The sequence below is a fragment of the Bacteroides sp. NSJ-48 genome (genome assembly GCF_014287405.1).
GTDB classification, from domain to species: Bacteria; Bacteroidota; Bacteroidia; order Bacteroidales; family Bacteroidaceae; genus Bacteroides; species Bacteroides stercoris.
In genome coordinates this window covers 1-17,726 of sequence record NZ_JACOOD010000063.1, presented here as the reverse complement: position 1 = coordinate 17,726, position 17,726 = coordinate 1, and the positions used below count along the sequence as shown (strand labels likewise).

Genomic DNA, 17,726 nt, shown 5'->3' with positions numbered 1-17,726 from the left:
TTGTGGAAAAAGAACGGTTTGGTTGGGAATGTAAGGACGAAAATGTAACTTTGCCATAACGAAAAACTTTATGCCTAAAGATACGAAAACTTTGGGTAATAACAAAGCCCGGGCTTGAGAAAGTCTGGGCTTTGCGCATAAAAAAAGGCTGTGTCAGCATTTTGACACAACCTCTTGTTCTTTTCTATTTATCTGTTAGTTAGCAGATTTCACTAATACCACACGGTTCAGAATCGGTTGTCCAAACTTGTCGACACCACCATCGGCAGAAATTTTCAAGCGGTTGGCAGGGATACCGTAATCCTTTACCAAAACATCCACTACAGCCTGTGCACGTTTCAAGCTCAGCTCTTTGTTGAATTCAGGAGTACCTGTTGCAGAGTCGGCATAGCCGTTTACGGTATAGGTAGTGTTCGGGAACTCTTGCATCTGTTTGGCCAGATAAGAAATGTTCATCACCTCACGCGGAGATACTTCGGCAGAACCAATTTTGAAGAATACGGTACGCGGTGCGATATTCGGATCGGTAACGACAACTTCAGTTTCAGTAACTTCCACCGGTTTGTTCTGTGCAGCGGTCAGGGCCGACTCCAACTGTTGGTTGGCAGCAGCCATTTCAGCTATCTGCTGTTGCATGGCAGACAGCTCAAGAGCGGAAATCAATTGTGGGGTCGGACGGTTGAAACCACGTTTCGGAAAGTGGTAAGTCAAACCAAGCGTTGCACTGAACACACCATCATATCCCTTACCGGCAACTGTTCCGTCAAATTTATCTTCGGCTCCCATTGCACTAAGTTCCAGATTAATATCTATTGCATTTGAAATGCGAAAGCGGTTGATGATACCGGCATTCAGAGCAAGTGCCTGACGGTGAGGCTTCGTATAGTTATGAGTGAGACCGGCACCCAGATAAGGAATGATTTCATATACACGGTCTTCGTTGTATCCGCCAAACAAGGCATTCAGGTTGAACATTACATCACCGTGGAAATTCATGTAATCAAAGCGTTGCTTGTACGAGCCATTCGCACGCTGAGTACCCTTTACATAATCAGCAAAGGGGTCCATGGTAAAGCCTTTTGCCTGAAGGCCGCTATACTGCAAACGTAATCCGAGCCCCGGAGTAAACCATTTACCCACAGAAATATTCATCGTGGGACTAATGCGCTTTCCGAAATCACCCAACTGCTGGTCGTTATCTCCATACATTACCGATGCACCGCCACCGATAGAGAAAAACCAGTTGCTCCAGAATGGATTTGTGATTACCTGGTACTTATCCTGTACCTGAATAATGTCAACCTGCTCTACAACAACAGGTTTTTGTTGTGCCATAGTGGCAGCAGATACGCCGGCCAAAGCCAGCAACATTAGAATCTTTTTCATATACCTTAAAATAGTTAAGTTGGTTAATTAAATTCTTTATCATTCAAACTGATTAATTAACGCCGACAAGACTAAAAGGTTCTGAAAAAAAGATTTTTTTTAATTGTTATGGATAAATAATGTACAAATCATCATTTCTGGAACAACTTTTCAATATCCTCTTCCCTGATAGTGGAAAGCACCGTACGGCCATCAGGCGTATAGCTGGGCGTGGAACAGGCAAAAAGGCTGTCTACCAAATTGGACATCTCATCATTGCTCAGCACCTGTCCGTAAACGATAGCTGCTGCACGCGCCAGTGTCAGCGCAAGGATTGTCCGGACTTCTTCCTTGACGTCACTGCCTTTCTCCATGGCGGTATGTACCATATTACGCACCAGTTCCACCGGATTCAACCCCTCGATGCCGGAAGGAATGCCATTGATAGCGTAACTGCCGCCACCTAAAGGACTGAGGTCGAAACCGACTGCCGCCAAATCGTCCGACAGACTTTCCAACACCGCAGCTTCGGAAACTGGCAATTGAATCAATTCTGGAAATAACACCCCCTGAGATACTCCCTGCCTTTGGCGAATTTGAGTCATGTACCGGTCGAACAGCACACGGACATGCGCACGGTGCTGATCTATCAACATCAGACCGGATTTTACGGAAGTAAGGATAAAACGTCCTTTGAATTGCAAATGCTGTGCCCCCTTCTCCATGGAAGAAGAATCACCGGAATACAAAGAAGAAGATTGGGAAGCGGGCTCAACGGCTTCCGTTACAGCGGAAACCGCCTCCTCGAAAGCAAGCGGTTCTTCCTCGACAGGCTCATTCATTCTACTTGCTTTCTCCAAACCGGAATACAGCCCTTCCCACTCTACGCTTTGGCGCGGATAACTTCCTCCGCTGCTATAAGAAGAGGCAGAGGAAGTCTTGAAAGGATTGAAGTCCGCATTATAATGCACCTTAGGCGGTTCGATGGGACGGCTCTGCTCAAATGCCGGAATGTCAGGCATGCCCTCTGTATCAAAGTCTATGGACGGTACAGCATTGAATTTTCCAAGCGATTCTTTCACAGCCGCTGAAAGTATCTGCCAAATAGCCTGCTCGTTCTCAAACTTGATTTCCGTCTTTGTAGGATGAATGTTTACATCTATATTCGCAGGGTCTACCTCGAAATAGATGAAATAGGATATCTGTTCACCGGCAGGAATCAGTTGCTCATAGGCATCCATAACTGCCTTATGAAAATATGGATGGCGCATATAACGGCCGTTCACAAAAAAATACTGGTGCGCACCTTTCTTACGGGATGCCTCCGGCTTTGCCACAAAACCGGAAACTTTTATCATCGTCGTGTCTACATCCACCGAAAGCAACTGCTGGTTCAACTTCTTACCGAATATGGCGAGAATGCGCTGGCGCAACGGCATGACAGGTAAATTGAACAACTCCGCATCATTACTATACAGATAGAAAGCAACATCCGGATGCACCAAGGCTATGCGCTCAAACTCGGCAAGAATATTGCTTAATTCCGTTGAATTTGCTTTCAGAAACTTACGGCGGGCAGGAATATTGAAGAATAGGTTCTTCACTGAAAAGTTACTTCCCTTAGGACAAGAAACGGCCTCCTGACTCTCTACTTTGGAACCGGCAATAACCAGACGCGTACCAAGTTCTTCACCAGCCGGACGGGTTTTCAACTCTACCTCCGCCACCGCCGCAACAGACGCCAGCGCTTCACCGCGAAAACCCATTGTACGTAACGCAAACAAATCAGAGGCCTCACGTATCTTGGAAGTGGCATGACGCTCAAAGGACAGACGCGCATCCGTTTCGGACATTCCTTTTCCATCGTCAATAACCTGGATGCAGGTCTTTCCGGCATCCGTTACCAAAACATGTATTTCGGTGGCTTCTGCATCAATCGCGTTTTCTACCAATTCCTTGATGACAGACGCCGGACGCTGAATCACCTCTCCGGCAGCAATCTGGTTCGCAACCGAATCGGGCAGCAAATGAATGATATCGCTCATGATAAGTATAAAGTATAAAGTATGAAATAAAGGGTACAGAAAAAATTAGATAATACCGTTGGTAATGGCATACCACAAATATATCAGCAATGCCACAACCACCAGTATCACCCCCAGATGCACCGGTCTGCGTCCGCTTTCCTTACGACGTTTCAGATGGGTAGTGCCTTCAATGAACTTCCCCCGGATATCTTCGGGCGAAAATTCCTTTTCCGGCAACATGCCTAACTCGCGTTTGGCATCTTCCTCCATTTTGGCCAGTTTCTCTTTCCGTTCATCTACATAAATGTATGAATGATGAAATCCCCGCGGCTTACGCATTGCAAACATTCCCATAGCATTATTTTTTAGTTCGTTTTATATGCATATCTCTTGGCGAAGTTAAAGGTTTCCGGTCACTTTTCTGCAATGTTTCACCCGCTTTTTTACCCCGCCACTCAAAGATGTCATCCTTGTTCAAGGGACGAATATAATCAAACCACACAAATGAAGGAAGTTTCATCTTGTCGGCCGGTATTTGGTCCATAGGATACAATATGCCGTTGGACTTGCCTATCAATGCAGCTTCTTCCATTTTACGGTCTTTGAGATAAATACGCAGGAAACTGCCTTCGGCATAGTTCATGCCAATCATTGTACTGTCTTTCTCTTCCGGATAGAACACAATCAGGACATTACCGTTCACATCTACCCGACGCATATCTCCGTCCTGGAAAAAAGCTTTCATCTCCTTGCCTGTCACTTGGTTATAATGGATAGAATCTTTCTGTTCCACAGCCAGCGCCTGATTAATGATGTGCGCCCAGTCGATGGTGCTGTCGTTCATGTAGACCTTTACCTCTTCACCGAGCAACTGCTGCGCACCGTGCCACAAAACAGGGTCGGTATACATCGTCAAACAGGAATCCTTGGAATTATAAACCAAAGAATCGCACACTGCCTGCACATCTGTGCGGTAAGCACGCACCTTGTGATAAACACGCATTTCACGATAGGCAGAGTCTGTATTCATGTGGTAAGTTACCAAACGCAGTGTATCACCATGCATAAAAAGACTGTCACCCTGAGAATAGTCTATAGCAACGGCACGTTGGGTAGCAATGGCATTACCGGTTAGCTCATTATAAAAACAGTAATTGCCGGTAAGCATATTCTTGTTTACCGTATCATTCATCTGTACGTTATCGAAAGCTTCACCATAACCCAGCTTGCGGTCATAGAAAAGACTGTCTCCGGTAAGTTTCTTGCCTTCATTAGTCAAAATGGAACGGTCCAACAGCTCTGCTTGCTCGGATACGGTATTGTATTCTCCACGCTCCGAATAGATATGGTTTTTATCACTGACTATATCGGAAGGCCCCAGAATCGTAGCGATTTTGGACTCCGTACTGTACTTTAACGTATCGGAAGTCAGGACAAACTTCGGATTTACCAATTTCACTTCATGGTTGAACACTGCCAGTTTGGTTGCCGGGCTGTATTCTCCCCATTCGGAAGTCAGGACATTTTCTTCATCGGTCAGCGTACCGCCGTCAAAGTAATATCCTAAATTATACAGACGGTCATAGTTCAAGCTATCCGTAGTAAGTTCCGTATTGCGGTTAATCATACGGACATTCTCACGCAGCATGGCAAGCTGGGACATACCGTCATAATACAAGTAATCACCGTATATGAACAAAGTGTCTCCCTGCTCCATACGAACATTACCGAATGCTTCCACAGAGTTAATTTTCTCGTAAATCAGAGCACTGTCACAAAACATGTACATACTATCGTGCTTCATCCTGACCGAGCCAATCAGCACCTGCACATCAGGGCGCAACTGCTGATCCGCCTGCGCCTCATCGGCATAAAGCAAATCCACACGTTTCTTTTTCTTGTCAGGCTCACTTTTCCTGTCCTGCGCGCTCAACAAACAAACGCCGAACAAACATACCAAACCAAATATCAGTCTTTTATCCATCCCGGATACTTGAATGTACAGTTTCTCCAATTTTCGTTGATGCGAACGTAAGTGTGTTTCTGCTTTTCACGAATCCACTTGTCCAGCATTTCATCCCGACGTTTCTCCAGAACAATCTCTTTCAGGTTCTGGTAGTCATCGGCAACGGTAGCCTTATGTCCATTGGTACGGCTCTTCAACTTCACGATGACACATTCTTCTTTTCCGGTTTTCTGCGGAATCATGGTAAATGCTTCAGAAATCTCGCCTACTTTCATCTTGTCTACCACTTTTGCAATTTCAGGCGGCAGCTCCTGCATCTCGAATTTGGAGGTATTGGTATTGGGGTTAGGCAGCAAACCGTGATTATTGCGTGTATCCTTGTCTTGTGAAAGCACCGATGCCGCTTCCTCAAAAGAGAACTTCCCGTTACGAATATCATCGGCTATAGAGTCCAGACGAGCCATACCTGCTGTCAAAGATTCTTCCGGAATATGCGGTTTCAGCAATATATGACGGGTTTTAATACGGTCTCCACGCTTCTCTATCAACTGAATGATATGAAAACCATATTCGGACTCCACTATTTTAGAGACCTTATTGGGGTCTTGCAAGTTGAAAGCAACATTGGCATATGCCGGATCCAGCATACCACGTCCGGAAAACTCGATTTCGCCACCGCGAATGGCAGAACCACGGTCTTCCGAATACATACGAGCCAACGTAGAGAAACTGGTCTCACCCTTTGTTATACGGTCGGTAAAATCGCGCAAGCGTTTCTTTACGTTTTCTATTTCTTCCAAAGGTACTTTCGGCTGCTGGGTAATTATCTGCACCTCCACCTGCGTCGGTATATAGGGAATACTATCTTGCGGCAGATCTTTGAAATAACGACGCACCTCGGCCGGCGTAACTTTGATTTCACCAACCAGTTTCTGCTGCATCTTCTGTACTTTCAACCCTTCACGGGCATTTTCCCGCAATGTTTCACGAATCTGGCTGGAAGTTTTATTGAAGTATTCTTCCATCTTTTCACGTGAACCGATATTGCTGATATACATATTTGTCATATAATCCACACGCTGGATGACTTCGGATTCGGAAACTTCAATACTGTCAAGTGCCGCCTGATGCAAGAACAGCTTTTGTACGGCTATCTCTTCCGGTATCACACAATAGGGGTCCCGGTCGAACTTACGTCCTTCGTACAAAGCGCTCATGCGAGCTTCTTCCACTTCGGACTTTAATATAGCCTCGTCGCCCACTACCCACACGACCTCGTCAATCACATTGTCTTGTCCATAAACGGTAGAACCGGCTAACAGCGTCAAGGCAAATAAAACTACAAACTTAAAGTTCATACACATCTTCATTCTTGGTATCTTATACTAATAATACTTAATTTTATCTTTTTTCTCCGCACGCTGATACAAATCTTCTTTCACCTGCTTCATAAAATTCACCTGCTTCATGTTCAGCATCATATCCTTCACCTGACTACGGGCAAACTCATACGGTTCCTGTTCTCCCACAGCACGATAATCGCTCACATTCAGAAAATAATGAAAAGCCGTATCTTTCAGTTCCACGTGGCGGTTCTTATTCAGATATTCTCCGGCATCGGGCACTTTCAACGGCATCAAGTCCATCACTTCGGTTATCGGAACCCACTTGTCATAAAAATACTCGTACTTCACGGCATTCTGCAGACTGTATTTTTCCAGATGCTCTACGGCCTCGCGGTTTTCGGTCCTGTACCAACGGCGAACACTGCCCAGTTGAGGGGCTGTGAGGGGAACTTTGATAAACAATCCCTTTATCAAAGGACTCTCCACCTTAAAAAGCTCTTGATGCTTCTCATAATAATCAGCCAGTTCCGTTTCCGAAATTTCTTCAGAAAGAGTTTGGTTTATCAGCGCCTGCTGGTATGCATGCATAATCAACGCCTTCCTGTAATTCTCCACCAGTTTGTCAATCTCTCCGCTGTTGGGAATATTACTCTGCGCCTTCTTATACAACAGCACATCTTCTGCCCAGTTACGGATGTAATGCTCTGCAAACAACAGGCTGTCATCTTTCGACAATCCTGCGGGAAGCACCGCCTGCAGGTCTTCATGGTAAAGGAAGTTACCATCCAATTCCACTAACGGCGTTCGCCCTCCATGATCGTGCTGTTCCTTGCACGAGCCACAGAAAAGAAGGATTAAAAGTCCCAAACAGGTTGTTCGCATTACCAGCTGATATTTACTACATTTTAAGGTACGAAGATACGGCTTTAATCGGTTGCATCAGTGATTATTAACGGTTTTTAAAACCTCTTGGTTAATTTCAACCTTAGCCGAGGTGCGCAAATGGGTTATCCACTGCTTCTCCAGACAATTCCGATAATCAGTAACCACCCTGTCTTTTACTTCCCGATAGTCATCCGGCGCTTTCACCTTCTTACCCAGCACGGCAGTAAAAGGGAATGACACCATAGGCGCTGCGTCCTTGCCCTTAAACACCAAATCATCGACATATACATTGTCACCGGAAGCGAATGTTCCCTGCTCCGCCTGTATCTGAGGCTGTGCACCGGCATTGAAAGTCAACCGAATCGCATCTTTCCATTCTTCTTCCGGCAGACTCTTCAAGAATTTACGGGCTTGTTTGACAATACGTTTGCTTACTCCGTGCAGAACAATACCTTTATACCGCTGTTCCCTCCACTGATAGTCGGAACGATGTTTTTCAAAATAAGTTTGCAGACCGGTCTCATCTGACCCGATTCGTTTATGGATTTCCTGTCCGGTGATTTTATCCAGCAACAAGCGGTTCCTATACTCCTCCACCTGATAACGTAATTCCGGATATTTCCGTTCCAAACATACATTTTCATAATCAAGTACAGTTTTCATTACAAAAGCATCCAGCTGCCTGCGTATACCAGCCGGATATGCTGCTGCAAAACGGATAAAGTCATTTCCCGTATAGTTCTTTCCTGCCAATGTAAACAGCGTACGTTTTGTTTGTCCTGTACGTATCAGTTCGTCCATACCCGTTTTGTCGGGAGCATACCCATATTCTTTCTTCAGCTTCTCCACCTGTGCTTCAACTCCCCAATCAGTCCCGTGGCGATAAGCCCGACAAACCTCCATTCCATTCTTCACATCGTCAAAAGACGGCATTTCCATTCGCTCAATAACTTTCACAATATGAATGCCTTGCGGCGTAAAAAAGGGTTGGGACACTTCGCCTGCCGATAACTCAAAAGCTGTATTCTCAAACTCTATCGGCATTTGCAGCCAACTCACCCAAAATGGCTGTTTCTCATCAGAAAAACGTTTTACGCAGGCATCAAAAGCCTCAGGTGTCTGATTCCTCCGGAGATATTCGTAAATGGAGTCCATGCCGGCAACTGCTTTACACAATGCATGACCGGATACATTTTGAGGAAGATACTTAAAAATATGACTCACACGGACGCGTCCCGCATAATGACCGGCTTTCATTTTATCATACAACCGACGGGCTTCATTTTCAATGACAGCCGTATCTGTCAGATACGATTTTATCAACCGGTTGCGGTAATTTTCAACCTTCTCACGAAATGAAAGAGCCGTATCCAAACCGGCTGTCTCGGCAGCAGATACTTTCAACTTGAAGTCTGCAAACCGCTCCGCATACTTTTCCGGTGCAACATACCCGGAAGCAAACGATGCCGCATCCTTGTTATAATAATACTCAAACTCAGAACGCAACACATCCTTTCCATTGACACGCATCAACACCGGGTCCTGCTGGGAAAAAGCAAGCCAGCTCACTCCGAAAAAAATCATCACCAAACAAGTCCTTATCATAACCATCTGTCTAAAATAGGCAAAACCAATAAACAAGCAAGTTCACAAAGATACAATATCATAAACAAATAATGCCCGAAAAGTATAATTTACTCTCCGGGCATATATCTTTATGGATGAATATCCTTATTCGGGACGGCTATAATTCGGAGCCTCGCTGGTTATCGCAACATCATGCGGATGGCTTTCCAACACACCGGCATTGGTGATGCGGGTGAATTTGGCATCATGCAGCTTCTCTATATTGGCAGCGCCGCAATATCCCATACCTGCACGCAAACCGCCGGTCAGCTGATAAATCACTTCATATAAAGTTCCCTTATAAGGAACACGAGCTGCAATACCTTCCGGTACAAGCTTCTTCACATCGCTCGTTCCGCTCTGGAAGTAACGGTCTTTAGAACCATGCTCCATGGCTTCCAAAGAACCCATGCCGCGATAAGACTTGAATTTACGTCCGTTGAAAATAATCGTTTCACCCGGAGATTCTTCTGTTCCGGCAACCAATGAACCAATCATAACAGAGTAACCGCCGGCAGCCAAAGCCTTCACGACATCACCGGAATAGCGCAAACCGCCATCGGCAATCAAAGGAATACCTGTGCCTTTCAGTGCCTTTGCCACATCGTACACGGCAGACAACTGAGGAACACCTACACCTGCAACGACACGAGTAGTACAAATGGAGCCCGGACCGATACCGACCTTTACTCCGTCCGCACCGGCCTCAACCAATGCCTTGGCAGCCTCTCCGGTAGCGATGTTGCCTACTACTATATCAATATTCGGAAAACGCTTCTTAGCTTCTTTCAATTTTTCTATTACATACATGGAATGCCCGTGAGCAGTATCAATTACAATAGCATCTGCTCCGGCATCGACCAATGCCTGCATACGCTCCAATGTATCGGCTGTCACACCTACACCGGCAGCCACACGAAGACGGCCTTTGCTATCCTTGCAAGCCATGGGTTTGTCTTTAGCCTTGGTGATGTCTTTATAGGTAATCAGACCTACCAGTTTATTGTCTTTATCGACCACCGGCAACTTCTCGATTTTGTGCTCCTGCAAGATTTGAGCAGCAGCTTCCAAATCGGTTGTCTGGTTGGTGGTAACGATGTTGTCTTTCGTCATCACCTCATCGATACGCTTGTTATGGTCTTTCTCAAAACGGAGGTCACGGTTGGTTACGATTCCTACTAAATGTCCTTCATCGTCCACTACCGGAATACCGCCAATCTTATACTCGGACATCAAGCCCAATGCATCAGCTACCGAAGAACCTCTCTTGATTGTTACCGGATCGTAAATCATACCGTTTTCGGCACGTTTTACAATAGCAACCTGACGGGCTTGCTCCTCAATAGACATATTCTTATGAATCACGCCAATACCGCCTTCACGGGCAATGGCAATAGCCATCTTCGCTTCGGTAACAGTGTCCATAGCGGCTGTTACAAACGGAATTTTCAACTCAATGTTACGTGAAAACTTAGTCGAGAGTTCGACTGTTTTAGGAAGTACCTCAGAGTAAGCAGGGATTAACAGAACGTCATCGTAAGTCAATCCGTCCATTACAATCTTATCAGCAATAAATGACATAGGGCTATGCGTTTAAAATTTATTGCGTGCAAATATACGGTTTTTATTCCATTCCGTATATTTACACGCAATATTTTTTCTTTTTTTTATCGTAGCCCGAGGATTAATTTGCCATTTCGGAGATGAATTTAATACGTACCAAACGCACTTCTTCTTCTGTAAAATCATCTCCCAGCTCATCCAGAGCATCATCGATATTATCCGTAGTAGATTCTTTGAAATAGTCGTATATATCCAACAGATGGTCTTCATCCATAATATCTTCCAGGAAGTAGTCGATATTCAGTTTCGTACCGGAGTAGACAATAGCTTCTATCTCATCCAGCAACTCCTCAAACTCAATACCTTTTGACATGGCGATATCGTCCAAAGCCACCTTGCGGTCAATAGCCTGAATGATAGCGACCTTCATCTTAGACTTGTTGGCTACGGTACGCACACGTAAATCTTCCGGACGCTCTATCTCGTTTTCCTCACAATGGCGTTTAATCAGCTTACAAAACTCTTCACCATAACGCTTCGCCTTGCCGGCTCCTACCCCCGGAATATTCTGCAACTCATCCAAAGTTATCGGATAAATAGTTGCCATTGCCTCCAAAGAAGGGTCCTGGAATATAACATAAGGCGGTACTTCCAACTTCTTGGAGAGCTTCTTACGCAAGTCTTTCAACATGGAATAGAGAGCCGGGTCTACCGCACAGGCGCCACCGCCGCGTGCCGGTGCTTCTTCCTCCACTTCCTCGAAATCATTATCTTCCGTAATCTTAAAGGATTTAGGATGCTTCAAGAATTTCTTACCTGCATCCGTTACTTTCAACAAGCCGTAGTTTTCGACTTCTTTGGTCAAATAACCGGCAATCAATGCCTGGCGGATAACAGCATTCCAAGTTTTGTCTTCTTCTCCCATACCGGAACCGAACACTTCCAAATCTTCATGCAGATGCGCCTGCACTTCCGAAGTTTCTTTTCCCTGTATAATATCTATAATATAGTCTGCTTTAAAATTTTCTTTTACCGCAAGAACAGTTTCTATTACGGTGCACAATAATTCCTGAGCTTCCACTTGTTTTTTCGGATTTAAACAGTTGTCACAATTTCCACAATTTTCTTCCGTATATTCCTCACCGAAATAGTGTAGCAACGTTTTTCGGCGGCAAACGGACGATTCGGCATACGCAGCGGTTTCCAGCAGAAGCTGCTTGCCTATTTCCTGCTCTGCAACAGGCTTGCCTTGCATAAACTTTTCCAGTTTCTGCAGGTCTTTATTGGTATAAAAAGTAATACACTGTCCTTCGCCTCCATCTCTTCCGGCACGTCCGGTTTCCTGATAATACCCCTCCAGGCTTTTCGGAATATCATAGTGAATCACATAACGCACATCCGGTTTGTCAATACCCATACCGAAAGCAATCGTGGCCACGATCACATCGATTTTTTCCATAAGGAAATCATCCTGATTCTGTGTTCGTGTGGCCGAATCCATTCCGGCATGATAGGCACGGGCATTAATCCCATTTGCCTGAAGTATCTCGGCAAGTTCCTCTACTTTCTTCCGGCTCAGGCAATAGATGATACCCGACTTTTCCGGATTGTTCTTGATGAACTTGATAATATCCTTATCTACGTTTGCAGTCTTGGGACGTACCTCATAATAAAGGTTCGGACGATTGAAAGACGACTTGAACACCTGTGCTTCCACCATACCCAGATTCTTTTGGATATCGTGCTGCACCTTCGGTGTGGCGGTTGCAGTCAATGCAATGAGCGGAGCTTTCCCGATTTCATTGATAATAGGACGAATACGGCGATATTCCGGTCGGAAGTCATGTCCCCATTCAGAAATACAATGGGCCTCATCTACGGCATAGAAAGAAATCTTAACCGTTTTCAGGAACTCCACATTCTCTTCTTTTGTCAAAGACTCCGGAGCTACATACAGCAGTTTCGTCCGCCCGGCAAGGATATCGGACTTCACCTGGTCTATCGCACTCTTGTTAAGGGAAGAATTGATGAAATGAGCTATTCCATCCTCCTCGCTGAAATTACGCATCGCATCGACCTGATTCTTCATCAGGGCAATCAGAGGAGAAATCACAATGGCCGTGCCGTCCATCAACAAAGAGGGTAACTGATAGCACAAAGACTTTCCACCGCCGGTGGGCATCAACACGAAAGTATCGTTACCCGCCAACAGATTCTGTATGATTGCTTCCTGATTTCCTTTAAAAGTGTCGAACCCGAAGTAGTTCTTCAGCTGGTCTGTCAAATTAATCTTCTTCCCTGCCATGATTCATTAGGTTGTTTATTGAGTTAAGCTATTAATAACGCCGCTACATGACGTTTCTTATTTTCAAGAACTCTAACAAAGTTATAAACAACTTCTTAAATTTCAAGCATAATCCGCCGAATATTTTTCAATAAAACACAAAAAAGTCTGCTTTATTTGTATTACCTTTTGATTTTAAGCATTTTGAAGTCTTGCCATATTCGCTTTTTCCAACTGGGCACGGGCATAGTCCAAAGTTACTGTAAAACCATCTTTGTGTTCGGAAGGGATTTCAAACATCGCATCCATCATAATGGTTTCTACGATGGAACGCAAACCGCGAGCTCCCAGCTTGTATTCAATAGCTTTGTCTACAATATACTCAAACACCGCATCTTCAAAAGTCAGCTTCACACCATCCATTTCAAACAACTTGACGTATTGCTTGATTATGGAATTTTTCGGTTCCGTCAGAATGGCACGCAATGCCGTACGGTCCAAAGGATTCAAATAGGTCAATACCGGCAGACGACCGATGATTTCGGGAATCAGGCCGAACGATTTCAAATCCTGCGGAGCAATGTACTGCATCATATTATTCTTGTCGATGGATGCCGTATTGCGCACCGCTCCATAACCCACGACATTAGTATTGAGGCGTTGCGCTATTTTCTTCTCGATGCCGTCGAATGCACCGCCGCAAATAAACAATATATTCTTGGTGTTCACCGGGATCATCTTCTGGTCGGGATGCTTACGTCCTCCCTGAGGCGGAACATTCACGACCGAGCCTTCCAGCAGCTTCAACAATCCCTGTTGTACGCCCTCACCGCTTACATCACGGGTAATGGAAGGATTGTCGCTTTTACGGGCTATCTTGTCTATTTCATCTATAAACACAATGCCTTGCTCCGCTTGCGCCACGTTATAGTCCGCCACCTGCAACAGACGGGTAAGGATACTTTCAATGTCCTCGCCTACGTAACCGGCTTCCGTCAGCACGGTTGCATCCACGATAGTAAAAGGTACATGCAACAATTTGGCAATGGTACGGGCAAGCAAAGTCTTACCGGTTCCGGTACTGCCCACCATGATGATATTGGACTTTTCAATCTCCACATCATCATCCCCCGCTTTCTGCAGCAGGCGCTTATAATGATTGTACACAGATACCGACAGGAAACGTTTCGCATCATCCTGCCCGATAACATACTGATCGAGAAAATTCTTAATCTCTACAGGTTTAGGAAGTTCTTTCAGATTCAGTTTCATAGCGCCACCGCCTTTTTGGGCATCCAAAGCCTCTTGAGTAATCTCATAGGCCTGGACAGCACAACTATCGCAGATGTAGCCGTTCATCCCCGTTATAAGGAAGCCGACCTCATCTTCCGAGCGTCCGCAGAAACTGCATCTGTTCTTGTTTCGTTTAGAGTCTGCCATATTTATTTCTTTGTATAGACTTGGTCTATCATACCATACTCTTTGGCTTCCTGCGCCGTCATCCAATAGTCGCGGTCGGAGTCGGCCCACACCTTATCAAAAGATGTATGCGAATGGTCGGCTATGATAGTATAAAGTTCTTTCTTCAATTTTTGGATTTCACGTGCCGTGATTTCAATGTCCGAGGCTTGTCCTTGTGCGCCGCCCATCGGCTGGTGAATCATTACGCGCGAGTGCGTCAGTGCAGAACGCTTGCCTTCTGCTCCGGCCACCAGCAATACTGCCGCCATACTGGCAGCCATACCGGTGCAGATGGTGGCTACATCGCTGCTAATGAACTGCATGGTGTCGTAAATGCCCAGTCCGGCATATACCGAACCGCCCGGCGAGTTGATATAGATAGAGATGTCCTTGCCCGGGTCTACAGAATCCAGATACAGCAATTGAGCCTGCAGGGTATTGGCGGTATAGTCGTCTATCTGCGTACCGAGGAAAATGATGCGGTCCATCATCAGGCGGGAGAATACGTCCAATTGAGTTACATTCAACTGACGCTCTTCCAGGATATAGGGATTTAAATACCCGGCTTGTGATTTAATCACATCATCCAGCACCAAGCTGTTCATTCCCAAATGCTTGGTAGCGTATTTTCTAAAATCATCCATTGTCTTTCTCTTTTTAATTTTTTAATGTGAATGCAAAGAAACGAAAAAGAACACAGAGACACAAAAAAACACAGAGTTATAGTTTGTCAAACTCTGTGTTTCTTTATAAAAATCAGCGGCTTCCCGCCAAAATCTTATTCAAACATCTTGTTGAAATCCGCAGCCGAGATGCTCTTGTTCTCCAACGTTACCTGCGTTTTCAAGGCTGAAGCCAGTTTCGTTTCGACAACGCGGTTCACCAGGCCTTCGATGCTTTCTTTCTTCTTCAACATTTCTTTTGCATAGTTGTCGAGGATTTCTTCGGGCACGCTCAGCATACCGTACTGTGCAAACTGTGCACGGGTAGTTTCCTTTGCCATATTGAGGATGTCATCCTGTTCAACTTTAATATCGTTGATTTTCACCAGTTGCTCTTTAATCAGATGCCAAGTCAGTTCTTCGATGCTCTTGTCGTAATTGTCTTCTACGAATTTTTCGTCCTTGTCCTGATTGTTCAGACGCATGATACGTTTGAGCAACGCATCCGGGAATTCCAATTTACCGACTTTTTCCATCAGCATCTTACGAGCATCCAACAGGAATTTATAATCGCTGTCAGCTACAAACTGGTTGGCGATAACCTCTTTCACTTTGGCACGGAATTCTTCTTCGGTCTTGACAACGCCTTCGCCAAATATCTGATCGAAAATCTCCTGGTTCAGCTCACCTGCCACGAAACGGGTAATTTCCTCTACCTGGAAGCTGAAGTTGGATTTCATTTCGGCAGCAGCTTCTTTGTCTACCTTCAGCAGCGAAGAGAGTTCGGCTGCATTGCCATCCCATGCAGTATAAGGATTGAATACGAGTACATCGTTTACCTTTGCATTGGCAAAGATAGCTTTCTGGTCGTCGTTCTTCATATATGCCGGCATCATAACGGCACCTTCCACCTGAATGCCGCCTTCTTTGGTGTTGCCTTCTGCGTCCAGTTCGGCGAGCAGACCCTTCAACATATCGTTGTCGGCATAGGCGTCTACCTTTTCGTACTTACCGTTACGCTGCGTATAAGCCTTCACCTGGTTGTCAACCATTTCTTCGGTTACATCGATCGTATAGTAATCTACTTTATCGTCTGCAGTAATCTCAGCTTTGAATTCCGGAGCCAAAGCGATGTCGAACAGGAATTCAAATTCTTCCATTGTATCGAAGTCGATAGCTTTCTGCTTGTCTTCATTAGGCAGAGGCTCGCCCAAAATATTCACCTTATTATCTTGGATATACTTATATACAGAATCAGAAAGAAGCTTATTAACCTCTTCAGCCAATACCGACTTACCATACATTTTCTTCACCAGGCTCATCGGAACCATGCCTTTACGGAAACCGGGGATTTGAGCTTTCTGACGGAAGTTCTTCAATGATTTGTCTACCTTTTCCTGATAGTCTGCTTTCTCAAGCTTTACAGTAAGCAGTGCGCTTACTTTGTCAATGTTTTGCAATGAAACGTTCATTCTGACAATTATTTATTTGATTTATACTTTATTTCATTCTCCAATTTGAGCGTGCAAAATTAACGTTAATCTTTTAATTATCAAAAAACACAAGCAATTATTTCCTTTGCCTCCCCTACCGCCAAAACTTTTCCATCCCGTTTCTTTAATGCAGTACCTCCGGGCAATCTTCCCAATACCACCGCTTGATAGCAGGAATACCACACTGTGGTAGCTGTCGTACCAAAGGGTGGTAGCCGTCGTACCAAAGAGTGGTAGCCGCCGTACCTTAGTAAGGTACAACGTGTACCAAAGGAAGAAATTATTTGGTACACATGTCATAAATCAGCGGACACCCCTGAACAAGGGAATAAACCTGTATCAGGAAAACATATTGCCGGCAGGTAAATACAACAAATCCATTAAAATCAAAGAAATATATAGATGAGCGGGGCATTCTTTCCGCCTTATGGCAAGAGAAATAAAAATAATTGAGAAAAAGTATTGTATATCCGAAATTAATGTGTTCCTTTGTCGCAGAATGATGGCATATTAGTTTCTCGATTTCCATTACATGGTTTTTACTTCCGTTGAAAAAACGTTTTTGTAAACTCTCTGTCGTTGCAATCCTTTTATTATTCGGCTGTCTTTCTAAGAGAGTTTTATTCATTTTTATATTATTTACATTTTTCGTTATGAACATTTATGTTGGAAACCTTAACTACCGAGTTAAGGAAAATGACCTGCAAAAGGTTATGGAGGACTACGGCACAGTATCTTCTGTTAAATTTATCATGGACCGCGCAACCGGACGTTTCAGAGGCATTGCATTCGTAGAAATGGAAGACAGCGCAGCTGCCGCCAAAGCTATCTCCGAACTGGACGGCGCCGAATTCTTCGGTCGTCAGATGGTGGTAAAAGAAGCAAGACCTCCGAAATACTAATCATATAGATTAAAGGAGAAAATAAAAAGGGATATTCAGTAAATGTCCCTAAAAAATAAGATGGCATATGAAGATGATAGGACATGACCACTTCATATGCCATTCTTATTGCCATTTTTCGGTGCTTTCTCACATAATTCTATCCG

13 protein-coding genes are annotated in these 17,726 nt (G+C 44.7%); 1 reads left to right on the top strand and 12 read right to left on the bottom strand.

Translation table 11 applies throughout. The features are described 5' to 3' along the window. Positions 1-195: 195 nt before the first annotated feature. The 12 genes from H8S52_RS18405 to tig all read right to left on the bottom strand — a co-directional run bounded on the left by H8S52_RS18405 (position 196) and on the right by tig (position 16,657). The gene (locus tag H8S52_RS18405; protein ID WP_060385869.1) at positions 196-1,386 is read right to left on the bottom strand and encodes an OmpA family protein; all 1,191 of its coding nucleotides are present in this window, start codon (positions 1,384-1,386) and stop codon (positions 196-198) included. Positions 1,387-1,517: 131 nt separating this feature from the next. Then, positions 1,518-3,410: a DNA mismatch repair endonuclease MutL gene (gene mutL, locus H8S52_RS18400; RefSeq protein WP_016661680.1), complete on the bottom strand. Its 1,893-nt coding sequence runs from the start codon at positions 3,408-3,410 to the stop codon at positions 1,518-1,520. A 45-nt stretch (positions 3,411-3,455) separates the two neighbouring features. Then, positions 3,456-3,746 (bottom strand): hypothetical protein, encoded by a 291-nt coding sequence (locus tag H8S52_RS18395; protein WP_005658361.1) that lies wholly within the window; start codon positions 3,744-3,746, stop codon positions 3,456-3,458. A gap of 4 nt (positions 3,747-3,750) precedes the next feature. Further along, complete coding sequence (locus H8S52_RS18390) at positions 3,751-5,376, bottom strand: OstA-like protein (RefSeq protein ID WP_005658363.1); 1,626 nt, start codon at positions 5,374-5,376, stop codon at positions 3,751-3,753. Then, complete coding sequence (locus tag H8S52_RS18385; protein ID WP_005658365.1) at positions 5,361-6,728, bottom strand: peptidylprolyl isomerase; 1,368 nt, start codon at positions 6,726-6,728, stop codon at positions 5,361-5,363. Before H8S52_RS18385 ends, H8S52_RS18390 begins: the two co-directional genes overlap by 16 nt. A 15-nt stretch (positions 6,729-6,743) precedes the next feature. Beyond that, a complete protein-coding gene (locus H8S52_RS18380; protein WP_117857658.1) occupies positions 6,744-7,586 on the bottom strand; it encodes a peptidylprolyl isomerase in 843 nt (280 codons plus the stop codon). Positions 7,587-7,643: 57 nt separating this feature from the next. Beyond that, on the bottom strand, positions 7,644-9,200 hold the full coding sequence (locus H8S52_RS18375) for a peptidylprolyl isomerase (RefSeq protein ID WP_255470123.1): 1,557 nt from the start codon (positions 9,198-9,200) through the stop codon (positions 7,644-7,646). A gap of 120 nt (positions 9,201-9,320) precedes the next feature. Then, the gene (gene guaB, locus H8S52_RS18370; RefSeq protein WP_005658372.1) at positions 9,321-10,796 is read right to left on the bottom strand and encodes an IMP dehydrogenase; all 1,476 of its coding nucleotides are present in this window, start codon (positions 10,794-10,796) and stop codon (positions 9,321-9,323) included. Positions 10,797-10,899: 103 nt separating this feature from the next. After that, positions 10,900-13,083 (bottom strand): DNA helicase RecQ, encoded by a 2,184-nt coding sequence (gene recQ, locus H8S52_RS18365; protein WP_005658374.1) that lies wholly within the window; start codon positions 13,081-13,083, stop codon positions 10,900-10,902. A 174-nt stretch (positions 13,084-13,257) separates the two neighbouring features. Next, complete coding sequence (gene clpX / locus H8S52_RS18360) at positions 13,258-14,502, bottom strand: ATP-dependent Clp protease ATP-binding subunit ClpX (RefSeq protein ID WP_117857655.1); 1,245 nt, start codon at positions 14,500-14,502, stop codon at positions 13,258-13,260. Between the two features lie 2 nt (positions 14,503-14,504). Then, a complete protein-coding gene (clpP, locus tag H8S52_RS18355; RefSeq protein WP_005658378.1) occupies positions 14,505-15,167 on the bottom strand; it encodes an ATP-dependent Clp endopeptidase proteolytic subunit ClpP in 663 nt (220 codons plus the stop codon). 134 nt (positions 15,168-15,301) lie between these two features. Then, a complete protein-coding gene (gene tig / locus H8S52_RS18350) occupies positions 15,302-16,657 on the bottom strand; it encodes a trigger factor (protein ID WP_186910357.1) in 1,356 nt (451 codons plus the stop codon). Positions 16,658-17,331: 674 nt separating this feature from the next. On the opposite strand from tig, the gene H8S52_RS18345 reads away from it, so the two are divergent. Further along, the gene (locus H8S52_RS18345; RefSeq protein WP_117956061.1) at positions 17,332-17,580 is read left to right on the top strand and encodes an RNA-binding protein; all 249 of its coding nucleotides are present in this window, start codon (positions 17,332-17,334) and stop codon (positions 17,578-17,580) included. Positions 17,581-17,726 lie beyond the last annotated feature (146 nt).